Here is a 12456-nt window from a genome sequence, read left to right as displayed (position 1 = left end):
TTAACTCTTTTCCTCCTTTAACAATTGTTTTAATCTCTTTCTCCCACGAAGTATGTGACTTTTATATGTGTTTAACTTTAAATCTAATACAGAAGCACCCTCTTCGTACGTTAATTGATGTACGTCATATAATAAAATAGCTTGTGCCTCTACCTCAGGTAAAGTATGAATAATCTGAATTAATTTTTCGTAACTATTTTTTGCGACTACGTACTCTTCTGTAGATTCACCTGCTTGTATTTTCTCTAATTCCTCCGTTCCTACAAAAGCTACTTTTTTCTCTTTCCTAACAAAATCAATAAACGTATGATATGCCACTTTAAAAAGCCATGATTTTACCTTTTGGTTTTCATAGTCTTCTAGATAAAGATACGCCCGATAAAAAGTCTCCTGCATCAAGTCCTCCGCTACGTGATGGCTACGAGAAAGGGAAAATAAATACCGGTACACATCGTTTATATAAACCTTATATATTTCTTCAATTTCCATCCCCCTCCTCCTTTCATATATAACACGAATAAGCGCGTTATAAAGTTGCATTATTTTTCCTTTTTATATTTTTTATTTATTAAAAAAGAAATAACATTTATACATCTTGATAACTATTTACAATTATAAACAAAATATGAGATGTTATAACTGTAAATTCCTTAAAAAAGAAAAACGACCGCGAAGTTAAAGATATAAAACTACAATTAAGTATTATAAGTAAAAGCCTCTATCGAAAATTACTAAGTAACTTTCGATAGAGGCTCCTATTATTTAAGTCGCTCTATATTCATCAAAAAAATTGAATACTACTTTACAGGGTTCATCCAGTATTTAGGGAAAAATCCACGCTAAGAGCATGCAAGATTTTATACATTTTTACGGCTCATTCAGTAACAAACGAGAACCCTAAAACCGCACCATGATAGGAATGTATAAAAAGATGAATAGGGTTATAGAAAAAGAAAAAGGCGAATTCCTCTTGAAAGTAGGGATTCGCCTTTTTCTTGCTACCGATAATGTTGCGTTATGTTAACCTTATATGAATACTATATTCATGGGTAAGAACAAATGTTTGTCATTCGTTTAGAAAATTTAGTAAACTTGTTTATGAGGCTAAGTGAGAGGAGAAATATAAATGAATACAATTGATTTATTGTTATTAAACTTAACAGAAGTTAGAAGACGGAGTATAAAAATATGGAAAACGATTCCTAGCGATAAATTGGATTGGAAACCAGATGAAAAAGCTATGACTTGTTTAGAGATGATTCGGCATGTACTGGAATCAGAGCATTATTATCATCTGGCTATTGAAAATAGGGGAAGTCTGAAAGAGTATAATTCTCCATTTGAAAACAGACCTTTTTTATCTGTCGAAGATGAACTGGATTTTGCTGAGATATATCACAAACAATTTTTAGATACTGTTCGTTCTTTTTCTAATGAAGATCTAAATACAATTAAAATTGATCGTTCAAATGTAGGGTATATTCGTTCTTTAGGGGATATGTTAATGCGTATAGCATATCATGAGGGTGTTCATACAGGACAAATGTTAGATTATATGAGAACAATGAAAATTGAACGACCAAATATATGGGATTAATAATTTCACTACCAATAACGAGAATTATGTAAATAAGCTGTCCATACGGACAGCTTATTGTATTTTTGTCTTAGCGAAGAGGTTTTCAATCGCCTCTTGTTTCTTAACAAATTGTAGGTCTGGAATATTTGACGCTTACGCTTATACAAATAAGATCTCATATAAAAAAGGGCTTTTTGTTCCTATTTTTTAACTAAGCTGCTTGCTAACTCACGTTTGTATCGAATAGATGTGAAATCTTCGTTTACAGGAAGCCCATATGAAGGTCTTTCATTTCATCTTGATATATAAAACCAACTGCTTCATAAAGTGAAACTTTAATCAGTGGGGGTTTTGTTCATCCCCCACTGATTATTAGTTGAACCAATCGGGCGTTTACGGGCAGTTGATCTCCCACCTAACTTCTTTGTTCCAGCCGAATTTTGAGGTGGGAGTTTTACTGCCCGTTAATGCGGGATAAAACGGGATTCCCATAAAATTATCTTTTGCAACTGAAACCCATTGTTCCTTTGCACCCCGTTCAATTTGATCATTTGTAATAATAGAAAGTAATTCTGTGCCAATACCTTCTCTTTTTCTATTTGGATTTAAATATATTACAAATAACTCTGCTGTTTCTTTACCAGTGAAGCCACCTCCACCAGCACCTAGTATTTCTCCATTATCACTTGCAACAAACCTGGGTATGTATTTCTATAGCCATCTGAACACACTTTAATAATCCCCTGCATATCTTCTAGTCTTGCTTTTCTATATTCAATCATATTGCATCCTCCCCATCTATAAATAATTCACACCTTATATAACTCAATATTCCAATAATTAATCCTCTCTTTGTTTTTATACTATATTTCTAAAAACTCTATAATCGCTTCACATACATTATCTGTTTCTTCGATATCTGGAAAATGTGCACTATTTTCAAATATAATAAGTTTACTATTTTTCATATGACTCGTTATCCTTTTACTCATTTCCACACCAGTATTATAGTCATACGCTCCAACAATGACACGTGTACTGAATCACTTATTTTCTCTCCTTATCGCTCATTTACTACTATCTAAATGTATATGTTCTAATTATTAACACCTATTTCCTTTAAATTCTTTAGGCCCTATCCTCACTTATAGTACTAACTTTCTTATCCGAAAAAAGATTTTTAAAAATTCCAACCCCTACAATTAATAGACCTATACCAATTAATTTATTTATTTGTATAGGTACTCTCTCCATTCCAAACAATCCTAATGTATCAATGCATAACGCAACAACTAATTGAGTAATAAGGCTAATGAGCACCGTATAAGCTGGACCTAAACTCTTTATTGCACCCATTATACAAATAATTAATCCGATACCAAACAATCCACTTATATAAAATAAATAATTTGTAGTATAAAAGTTAACTCTTATACTTTTCTCTGTAATGATATAAAATAAAACAGAACTTATGAGACCTATTCCAAGAACACATGTAGTTGTTAACCACTGTCCTACATTTTCATTCACTTTCGTATTAAAAACAGATTGTAAGCTAATTAATATTCCAGCTAATATAGCTAAACTAAATCCAATCATAATCCTTCTCTCCCCTTCATTACTCATATATATTATCTTTAGCAACTTCCTTCATTCTAGAAAAATCTTTAATTACAATAACTCCATTATTCTTTTCAATTAATTTTTCACTATAAAATTTTTGTAAAACTCGAATTACATGCCTATAACTTACCCCTATAAAATCTGCAATACTTGATACAGAAGTTGAATCTAAATCCTCTTTATACATATTCCCATTACTATCCGTTGAAATCGAAAGTAAATAACTAGCTACACGTACTTCTACCGGATAAAGTAAATTTAGAGCTGTAAAACGAGTCGATATTTTTAACGTGTTCGCAATGTTTTCAAGCAAGAACATCATAAATATAGGATCATGTAATAACTTATTTCTAATAACTGTATTAGTAATGGAGATTGCTACAACATCTGAACAAGCTTCAACAACATTATGTGCTTTGCTATTTTGTATTAATTCAATATCACCAACAATTGCTAATGGATTGATAAAGCGAAGGATTAGTTTCTTTCCTTCTGGTGTAATCGTGTAAACTTTTACTTTGCCTTTAACAACAAAATATAAACGATTAATTTCATCATCTTTATCGCAAATAAGCTTGCCTTTTTCAAAATGATTTACTTGAAAATTGTCAGTACTTATTCCTGAAAAAATTCCAAGCATATTATAAGCTTTCAAATATTGAATTATTAAGTCTAATTTATTATCCACTTACAGTCCCTTCTTTCCTTACATATTAAACACAACAATACCTAAAATCATTACTATTGTTCCCACAATATGGTGTCTCTCCATTTGTATCTTTTTTATATGAAATAATCCTTTCATTTCAATAACAGTAGCTGTTAATAATTGAGCAACCATAAGTGTTCCAGCTGTTAATGTAACTCCCATTGAATATATCGCCATTGTTTCTGCACAAATAATCAAGCCACCTAGTGCACCAGCTGCTAAATATACTTTTTTTACACTCTTTAAATCCGTTACTTTCTCTTCTTTCTTTAGCAAAAATATAGTTGTTGCAATGAGAAATCCAATTAAATGCGTCATAATACTCGTCGACCATATACCTATATCTGAACTAAGTTTCGCATTAAAGGTTCCTTGAAGTGTTATAAATACACCCGCAAAAACAGCAAATATAATACCTTTCAAAAAATCATCTCCTAATCTTTTATTTCTGACTTAATTAAAAGCTATAATCCTATAAAGGCAAAAGGACAAATGTCACATCAGTTTGAAAATAACTAGAATCAACAAGAAAAAACACATCTCAAAATATGTGAGATGTGTTAAAATGTTTTATTTATATATTATATTTTAATAATTAAAACTATGCTACATTAACACCTTTATTCTTCAAAACAAACTTTCCAAATAAGAAACGCACAAGTGGCCCCATAATCATTAATTGTAATGGATACGCTACAATAAAGTTCCTCATAAAGATTGAAAAATAAATGGAAACAAACGAATCTCCGTGTAGTCCACCATGTAAATACATCATAGCCATTCCGTAAAATGACATAAAGAAAACCATCCCAATTACCATTACTGTCGCCATCGCAACGATAGTATTTATTTTCTTTGATTTATCAAACGGTAACGCGAATACAATTTTTTTCGCACAGGGCCCAACAATACATATTTCAATTAATAGCGCAATAATAAATCCAATAATTAGTTCTAATGCGATCTCCTTAAAATGAATTGGCCCTCCTGCTCCATTCATTAATAAATTGTAAAATGTCATTACGATAACCATCCCTAGGCACATCATCATGCCAAATTGGAGGTTTTCCTTTCTTGTTGTTGGCAATTTTCATCATCCCTTCTCTTCGAGTCTTTGTCATTATATCGATATTGGAAACCTCTTCGTAAGTGAACATTTTGTGAACTTTTTTAAAACGCTCCTATGTACTTTTTTCACTCTTCACTCAAATCCCCCTACTTTATAGCTCTTTACTTATAAAGGTTTTATATATTTCAATGTTGAATTAATAAATTTAACATTACAATATTCGATAATTACTACTAGGAGGATACCCATGAATGAATCAGAATTTTACGCATATCACATCGTTACAAGGAAAGAAATGAAAATCGGACAAATCATTCAATTCGATACAAATCAAACTAATACTCTATATCACTTCTTTTTTGAAAGAGAACAATTAAATTCTAACGGTGAAGATGGCATAAAAATTTTAAATAATCATTATAAAAGTGACGGATTACATATAAATAATGAAAATGCTCAAGTAGTTATGAATTATATGGATCAAACAATAAGAGCGGTTAGAGAAACGATTGTAGAAATGGTTAGGCTGCAAGAATATCCTGAATACCCTTCAAGGTTGTCTTGCTTATATGCTTCCAAAAGCTATGAAGATGCTTTGAAATGGAAAGCATTATTTGATTCTTACAATCGAGAAGTTTTACAGATTGTTAAACTACGAGTGATTGGTAGTTCTTTTGAAGGTGACGGAACTCTTTTACCGAAGGAAGATGGTATCTCTTTCTCTCAAAAAATCGAACAAGCTAAAGAGTATTGGAAAGGAAATGTTAAAAATGATCTTCCTGAACTACTCATTAATGGGGAGATTGAAGTGGTGGAAATTATTGATGATTTTTCATCAATTAAAATTTAAAGAATGGAGATTAAAATGATGAAAAAAGTGTACTTCAATCATGATGGTGGTGTAGATGATTTAATTTCATTATTTTTATTACTTCAAATGGAAAACATTGCACTTACTGGTGTATCTGTTATCCCAGCAGATTGCTATTTAGAACCAGCAATGTCTGCAAGTCGTAAAATTATCGATCGCTTCGGCAAAAGTAATATTGAAGTAGCAGCATCAAACTCTCGTGGGAAAAATCCATTTCCAAAAGACTGGCGGATGCATGCATTTTATGTTGATGCTTTACCCATTTTAAATGAGTCTGGAAAAGTTGTAACACCTGCAGCTGCTAAACCTGCACATCATCATATAATAGAAACTCTTCTACAAACTGATGGAAAAACAACTTTATTATTTACAGGGCCCCTAACTGATCTTGCTCGTGCATTGTATGAAGCTCCCATAATCGAAGATAAAATTGAACGTCTCGTTTGGATGGGCGGTACATTTCGTACTGCAGGCAATGTACACGAGCCGGAACATGACGGAACAGCCGAGTGGAATTCATTTTGGGATCCCGAAGCAGTAGCTCGTGTTTGGAATGCTAATATAATCATTGATTTAGTAACTCTAGAAAGTACAAACCAGGTTCCGCTAACTATAGACATACGTGAACAATGGGCAAAAGAGCGTAAGTATATTGGTGTTGATTTCCTTGGTCAATGCTATGCAATGGTTCCTCCTCTTGTTCACTTTTCAACTAATTCTACTTACTATTTGTGGGATGTATTAACTGCTGCATTTGTTGGGAAAGCTGATCTTGCAAAGGTACAAACGATTAATAGTATTGTTCATACATACGGACCTAGCCAAGGGCGTACAGTGGAAACTGATGATGGGCGACCTGTAAATGTCGTTTATGATGTAAACCACAATAGTTTTTTCAACTATATAACTGAATTAGCAAAGAAAGCTTCTACTTGAAATTCTATCTATACGAAAAATAAATAAAGTCGAATAACTTCAGATGATGGGCCTACAAAAAAGCTTCAAATTGGCTGCGGCTTAATATTTACTTATTAAAAAGAGTATTGAAGTAAACTTCAATACTCTTTTTGTGCAGTTTAATGCTATTTGATTAGAGTTGCGTTTTACAGGTTAATCATTTCATAACCGTTTACAAAAAACGTTATTGTTTCTAGTTCCTCCTCATTTAATTCTCTATCTAGCTCTCTTTTATACGCTACCTTTATCTTCTCTTCATCGCCTTTATGAGCTTCTGTATAAGTTCCAATTGTTTTTAGTAAATGAATTTCTTGTAAAAATTCAGCCCGGTCTATAGCTTCTCCATGAGAAAGAATATAAGTTTCAGCATCAAATTTCTCTAATTCTTTTATTAATGTAAACGTTCGTTTTGTCGTATAGTTCCATTTCGAAGAAAAAATATCTGCATATATACAGTCTCCTAAAAATAAAATCTTTTCTTCTTTAACGTACATAACAACGGAATCATGTGCATGATCTCCGCCCACATGCTTTAACACACATGTCACTTCACCAAGGTCTAATTCAAGTTGGTCCTGGAACGTTAAGGTCGGAGGAATAATTTTAATATTTCTTGGTTTTTCACTGAACTCTTTTTTGATACATTCCGCACAAAATTCAATTTCAGTACCTTCTTTTACTCGTGCATCCAATGCGTCATCTGTCCATTCATATGAAACTAGTGTCTGCATCTCTTTTTTCGTTTCAGAATGTGCAATAGTTAATGTATTTTGTAGTACAGGCAATCCAAAAATATGATCCCAGTGCCAATGCGTTAATGCTACAAAATCAGGATTTGATACATTCTGTTCTTTTAGCATTTCTAAAAACAATTGTGCATGTTCTTCTGAATTCCCTGCATCAATCATTAAAGTTTTTTCTTTTCCAACGACCATTCCTAATATTGGTCTATCTGTTTCAGAAACAGGTGTCATATACCAAAATGAGTTTCCTATTTTTTTAATTTGCTGCATAATCAATTCCCCTTTTCATCTTTCCACTTAAATTCAATATATAAATTATAACGAATTGCTAGTTTTTTCTCTATAACCAAACACAATTACTTGGACTAATCTAACTTTCCTTTTCGTAAGCTAAAAATAAGTGGAAGAATCGGAGTGTGATACGATGGAACGATTATGGATTCCAATGATTGTTACGTTTTTTTCATTCGGTGGGTTACTATTAGGAGGCGCTGTTGGAGTTGCAACACGTCAACTAATTGAAGAAAAGATGCATCGCTTATACGCATTATGTGGTGGGATTTTACTTGGCTTATTATCACTTGAAATTATTCCTGAAACATTTTCAAGCTATGAAATAATAGGTCCTATACTTGGGATAGCTATCGGTATTTTAGTTATGAGCTTATTAGATAACTATTGCCATCATCCGAATATACATAAGAAAGATCAACAAGCATGGCAGACTTTCCTTTTTCTCTCTTTCGCTATATTTATTCATAATATACCGAGTGGATTTGCGCTAGGAACAGCTTTTATAAATCATAATGACTCTGCCATTCCCTTTTTAATAGCAATTGTCGTTCACCATATTCCAGAAGGATTAGCTTTAATTATCCCCTTCCTCTTTACAAAGCATAAATATATTTCATTTCTATTAACAACTTTATTACTTTCTCTTATTCTCGGGACCGGTACGGTTTTTGGAATTTTGATGGAAGGAAAAGCTCTTCATTTACAAGGACTCATTATGGGAAGCGCTATCGGTTCACTTGGTTATGTCACAATTCACGAAATGCTTTGGAAAGCTAAGAAACAGCTCTCTTTCCTTACATTTCTAACGTGGGCAATTAGTGGATTTTTACTAATAACAGTATTTACACTATTCGCCGGTCATCATTAAAGATAAAAATTTTATCATTTGTATATTTTTCCTTTTTCTCCAAAACATAATGTTATCTACCTATTATGAGGAGGAACAATTATGTTTGGAAAAACAGCTGGTGAAGCATTAGTTGATTTATTAATTGACTGGGGAGTAGAACACATATATGGTATGCCTGGAGATTCCATCAATTCAATAATTGAGGCTTTAAGAAAAAAACAAGATAAAATTAAATTTATTCAAGTTCGCCATGAAGAAGCTGGTGCGTTAGCAGCGGCAGCCTATGCGAAATTAACAGGAAAACTTGGTGTTTGTATGGCTATTGCAGGACCTGGGGCTATCCATTTATTAAACGGTTTATATGATGCAAAACTCGATCAAGCTCCTGTACTAGCAATTTCAGGACAAGTAGAAACCGATTTACTCGGAACGGATTTTTTCCAAGAAGTAAACTTAGAAAGAATGTTTGATGATGTTGCGGTTTATAACCAACGAATAATGTCAGCTGAACAACTACCTGCTGTAGTGAATCAAGCGATTCGTATGGCATATACGAAAAAAGGTGTATCCGTTCTTACTATTCCAGATGATGTTCCGAAATTCGAAGTAAAAAATGGTGCTCGTGTTACAAACACTTCTTTTACATTGCCTGAGCTATTTCCGCAAAAAGAAGATTTAGATGCAGCGAAACTCGCAATAAATGAAGCGACAAAACCTGTTATTTTAGCTGGAAAAGGAGCTAAACATGCGAGAGAATCTTTACTTGCATTCGCAGAACATATTGGCGCTCCAATCGTACTTACATTACCAGCTAAAGGAATTGTTCCTGATGAACACCCTCTTTGTATCGGTGGATTGGGATTAATCGGGACGAAACCTTCTTATGAAGCGATGAAGCATACAGATACTTTAATTATGGTCGGTACTTCTTATCCGTTTACTGGTTTCTTACCCGAAAAAGCAAAAACACTTCATATTGATACAGACCCCGCACAAATCGGGAAACGTTATACGACAGATATCGGCTTAGCTGGTGATGCTGATAAAACATTAAAATGGTTAATTGAAAATGTAGAAAAACACGAGGACCATTCCTTCTTAAAGCACCATCAAGAAATGATGAAAAAGTGGGAGGGAAAATTACACACCCAAGAAGAAGACTCTTCTACTCCAATTAAACCACAACGAGTTATGCATGCACTGCAGAAAGTAGCAGAAGATGATGCAATTCTTTCAGTAGATGTTGGAAATGTAACAGTATGGACGGCAAGGCACTTCCGTATGACAAACCAGAAATTTATCATTTCTAGCTGGCTTGCAACACTTGGCTGCGGTTTACCTGGTGCACTTGCTGGACAAATTGCTTTCCCGGATAAACAAGTGTTTGCAGTTTGTGGTGACGGCGGATTCGGAATGACAATGAATGATTTCGTAACAGCTGTTAAATATAAACTACCAATCGTTGTTGTTGTATTAAACAATAATAAAATTGCTATGATTAAATTCGAACAAGAAGTTATGGGGAATATTGAATTTGGTACAGACTTAACGAATCCTGATTTCGCAAAATACGCAGAGGCGTGCGGTGGTATTGGATACCGCGTCGAACAGTTAGATGACTTACTTCCTGCCTTTGAAAATGCGGTAAAACAAAGTAAACCATGCATTATTGATGTAGTTGTAGATGTAAATGAAGCACCAATGCCAGCAAAAATCACATTTGGTCAAGCAGCTGGTTATACGAAACATATGATAAAAGAATTATTTGAAGAAGGTAAGATTGATTTACCACCACTTTAAACAAAAAAGATAGCTGAAAACAATTTGTCTTCAGCTATCTTTCTTTATTTTTGTACCTCTTTATAGAAAGAAAAATCATTTATAGCAGGTTGTACTTGCTTCTCTACTTTCACTTCTTTATCCTTCCTCTTCGGCATTCTTACATTTCCTAGCTTAATCGCATCTTGCATACTATTACTAATCAGATTTCCTGACAAAATTGTCATACTATAGAAAGCGATTGGTATAAGTACAATCCATGTATGAGTAGTTAAGTGACGGAAGTTTTGACCAATTAGGCCAGTCCATTCCTTTGTTACACTATCTGCATCTGTACCAAAAATTATTGTTCCGCCAAAAAATAATTCTAACAAACCAAGATGCAAGAGGAGTAATAAAGTACTTACAAATTGCTGGGCTACTAATAAAAGAAATGATGGTAGCATATGCGGCCATACATGGCGTTTCAACCTCTGCCATTTACTCCCGCCGAGCACAGTGGCCGCCAACATAAATTCTTCATTCTTAATACGTTTTACTTCTTGCGCTACATACAACATAACAGTTGGTACAGCAAGACAAGCAAGAACTATAATTTGAAACGCAACCCGCAAATGTAACGGAGCAGCCTCCTCTCCACTTTCAAACATTAAAACTTCATTTAACATAAAATAGGAAATCATAATCATCGGTACAATACTAAACGGATCAAAAAAAGATGAGATAACTGGAAATGAACGTTTACTGTACATACCAAGTAATAAACCAATAGTTCCGCCAATTACTACACGTAAAATTGCGATAACGATACTGGCACCAACTGTCCATTTCGCTCCTTCAATTATTAACTGGAACAGGTCACGGCCTTTCTCATCAGTTCCAAACCAAAATTTACTCGACGGTGAAAACGGAGCAGCCTCTAATTCTCCTTTTTCGTTATACATCATCGTTAGTTCACGAATATTCCCATCGAAAAACAGCGTATTTCCAATACTAACAATCATTAGTACACTCAAAAAAGTAACACCTAGCCAAAATCTCACATCTCTTTTTACAAGTTGCCACATGTTACACACGCTCCTTTATAATATTTTGTAAAAGCGTATGTAATAAACGAAATAGTATAAAAAGCGGTACGTATAATATAACTAAACTAACTGTAAATATTTCTAATTTTGGATTTTCTTTCACGAAAACGAACATACCGTACGTATTAAACAGCCATTCAATAATATATAAGTTTGATAACATAAATAAAATATTCGTTTTTGCATAATAGACTGTTGTTAACAAGACGTTTCTTGAAATATGGTGCGTCAAAACATGTCTTAAACTTAGTCCTTTGCTCTTTGCAAATATACTATAATCTTTCTCTAATTCTTCTCTGAAACGTAATAGTAGTAACTTAATAAATAATAATGTTGTAGGTAAAGTAAGGCATATTATTGGTAACAGGCGAGCCCTTTCCTCTCCAAGTCCTGCAAATTTCACTGGCATAAAACCTGTCTTTTGAAAGATTATTACTACTAGAAGTTGAGATAGTAAGATTAATAAAATGTCCGGAATACTTTCAAGTGCGACGAAAACCCCATTCCACATACGTTGCTTTGATTGAGAGCGCTGTAATACCCACACAACGATAAGATACGCAATGAGTAAAGATAGTATAAATGCCGAAATAAATACAAACATTGTCTCTACATAATGAATCCATATTTGTGGAAATAACTTTCTTGAATTCCGAAATCCATACGTAATTTCACCTGGTTGAAGTAACTTCTCTCCAAGAAACACAACTGTGTTCCAAAAACCAATTAAATCAATTTGTAATCCCTTAAATAAACGCGGTAGTGCCCCTAGGCAGATTATACATAAGATTGCAGCTAGTAGTTGTAAACAAGTAATCCCACACCATTTAGCAACTCGCATCACTATCACTCTATCCCCCCTTACAATCCGAAAGAATATTCAGAAATAAAAAC

At 33.5% G+C, this 12456-nt stretch carries 13 protein-coding genes and 2 pseudogenes; 5 read left to right on the top strand and 10 right to left on the bottom strand.

Annotated features, from left to right (window positions below):
* A complete protein-coding gene (locus BAU23_RS09080; RefSeq protein ID WP_071734173.1) occupies positions 1-489 on the bottom strand; it encodes a sigma-70 family RNA polymerase sigma factor in 489 nt (162 codons plus the stop codon).
* A gap of 637 nt (positions 490-1126) precedes the next feature.
* On the opposite strand from BAU23_RS09080, the gene BAU23_RS09075 reads away from it, so the two are divergent.
* Positions 1127-1597 (top strand): DinB family protein, encoded by a 471-nt coding sequence (locus BAU23_RS09075; RefSeq protein ID WP_001091989.1) that lies wholly within the window; start codon positions 1127-1129, stop codon positions 1595-1597.
* A 447-nt stretch (positions 1598-2044) separates the two neighbouring features.
* Here BAU23_RS09075 and BAU23_RS09070 read toward each other — a convergent pair.
* The 6 genes and pseudogenes from BAU23_RS09070 to BAU23_RS09045 all read right to left on the bottom strand — a co-directional run.
* A pseudogene (locus tag BAU23_RS09070) lies at positions 2045-2361 on the bottom strand (GNAT family N-acetyltransferase); the annotation flags it as partial.
* 81 nt (positions 2362-2442) lie between these two features.
* Positions 2443-2616, bottom strand: a pseudogene (locus BAU23_RS09065) (alpha/beta fold hydrolase); the annotation flags it as partial.
* A 91-nt stretch (positions 2617-2707) separates the two neighbouring features.
* Positions 2708-3178 carry a DMT family transporter gene (locus tag BAU23_RS09060; RefSeq protein ID WP_000579020.1) on the bottom strand — a complete coding sequence of 157 codons (471 nt, stop codon included), beginning with the start codon at positions 3176-3178 and terminating at the stop codon, positions 2708-2710.
* A 19-nt stretch (positions 3179-3197) separates the two neighbouring features.
* On the bottom strand, positions 3198-3890 hold the full coding sequence (locus BAU23_RS09055) for a Crp/Fnr family transcriptional regulator (protein WP_000369001.1): 693 nt from the start codon (positions 3888-3890) through the stop codon (positions 3198-3200).
* 18 nt (positions 3891-3908) lie between these two features.
* On the bottom strand, positions 3909-4334 hold the full coding sequence (locus BAU23_RS09050) for a DMT family transporter (protein WP_000676024.1): 426 nt from the start codon (positions 4332-4334) through the stop codon (positions 3909-3911).
* Positions 4335-4512: 178 nt separating this feature from the next.
* Positions 4513-4998, bottom strand: coding sequence for a DUF2798 domain-containing protein (locus tag BAU23_RS09045; RefSeq protein WP_071734171.1), 486 nt, complete (start codon positions 4996-4998; stop codon positions 4513-4515).
* A 229-nt stretch (positions 4999-5227) separates the two neighbouring features.
* On the opposite strand from BAU23_RS09045, the gene BAU23_RS09040 reads away from it, so the two are divergent.
* Both BAU23_RS09040 and BAU23_RS09035 read left to right on the top strand, forming a co-directional pair.
* On the top strand, positions 5228-5830 hold the full coding sequence (locus BAU23_RS09040; RefSeq protein ID WP_001005799.1) for a DUF2441 domain-containing protein: 603 nt from the start codon (positions 5228-5230) through the stop codon (positions 5828-5830).
* Between the two features lie 15 nt (positions 5831-5845).
* The gene (locus BAU23_RS09035; protein ID WP_033656579.1) at positions 5846-6787 is read left to right on the top strand and encodes a nucleoside hydrolase; all 942 of its coding nucleotides are present in this window, start codon (positions 5846-5848) and stop codon (positions 6785-6787) included.
* A gap of 167 nt (positions 6788-6954) precedes the next feature.
* Here BAU23_RS09035 and BAU23_RS09030 read toward each other — a convergent pair whose 3' ends face one another.
* On the bottom strand, positions 6955-7821 hold the full coding sequence (locus BAU23_RS09030; RefSeq protein ID WP_001184094.1) for an MBL fold metallo-hydrolase: 867 nt from the start codon (positions 7819-7821) through the stop codon (positions 6955-6957).
* A 154-nt stretch (positions 7822-7975) separates the two neighbouring features.
* On the opposite strand from BAU23_RS09030, the gene BAU23_RS09025 reads away from it, so the two are divergent.
* Entirely contained in the window at positions 7976-8713 is a 738-nt protein-coding gene (locus BAU23_RS09025) for a ZIP family metal transporter (protein ID WP_071734169.1), read from the top strand.
* 81 nt (positions 8714-8794) lie between these two features.
* Complete coding sequence (locus BAU23_RS09020; RefSeq protein WP_071734167.1) at positions 8795-10495, top strand: pyruvate oxidase; 1701 nt, start codon at positions 8795-8797, stop codon at positions 10493-10495.
* Between the two features lie 44 nt (positions 10496-10539).
* Here the strand turns inward: BAU23_RS09020 and BAU23_RS09015 are convergent, their stop codons facing one another.
* Positions 10540-11541 carry an ABC transporter permease gene (locus tag BAU23_RS09015; protein WP_000267758.1) on the bottom strand — a complete coding sequence of 334 codons (1002 nt, stop codon included), beginning with the start codon at positions 11539-11541 and terminating at the stop codon, positions 10540-10542.
* Position 11542: 1 nt separating this feature from the next.
* The gene (locus tag BAU23_RS09010) at positions 11543-12409 is read right to left on the bottom strand and encodes an ABC transporter permease subunit (RefSeq protein WP_033656737.1); all 867 of its coding nucleotides are present in this window, start codon (positions 12407-12409) and stop codon (positions 11543-11545) included.
* Between the last annotated feature and the right edge of the window lie 47 nt (positions 12410-12456).

Source organism: Bacillus nitratireducens (assembly GCF_001884135.1).
Taxonomy (GTDB): Bacteria; Bacillota; Bacilli; order Bacillales; family Bacillaceae_G; genus Bacillus_A; species Bacillus_A nitratireducens.
This window is presented reverse-complemented; position numbering and strand designations above follow the sequence as displayed.

What these genes read in the sequence shown, in the direction of transcription:
- BAU23_RS09080 (WP_071734173.1), bottom strand. Translation starts at nt 489, where the DNA reads ATGGAAATTGAAGAAATATATAAGGTTTATATAAACGATGTGTACCGG.
- BAU23_RS09075 (WP_001091989.1), top strand. Translation starts at nt 1,127, where the DNA reads ATGAATACAATTGATTTATTGTTATTAAACTTAACAGAAGTTAGAAGA.
- BAU23_RS09060 (WP_000579020.1), bottom strand. Translation starts at nt 3,178, where the DNA reads ATGATTGGATTTAGTTTAGCTATATTAGCTGGAATATTAATTAGCTTA.
- BAU23_RS09040 (WP_001005799.1), top strand. Translation starts at nt 5,228, where the DNA reads ATGAATGAATCAGAATTTTACGCATATCACATCGTTACAAGGAAAGAA.
- BAU23_RS09035 (WP_033656579.1), top strand. Translation starts at nt 5,846, where the DNA reads ATGATGAAAAAAGTGTACTTCAATCATGATGGTGGTGTAGATGATTTA.
- BAU23_RS09030 (WP_001184094.1), bottom strand. Translation starts at nt 7,821, where the DNA reads ATGCAGCAAATTAAAAAAATAGGAAACTCATTTTGGTATATGACACCT.
- BAU23_RS09025 (WP_071734169.1), top strand. Translation starts at nt 7,976, where the DNA reads ATGGAACGATTATGGATTCCAATGATTGTTACGTTTTTTTCATTCGGT.
- BAU23_RS09020 (WP_071734167.1), top strand. Translation starts at nt 8,795, where the DNA reads ATGTTTGGAAAAACAGCTGGTGAAGCATTAGTTGATTTATTAATTGAC.
- BAU23_RS09015 (WP_000267758.1), bottom strand. Translation starts at nt 11,541, where the DNA reads ATGTGGCAACTTGTAAAAAGAGATGTGAGATTTTGGCTAGGTGTTACT.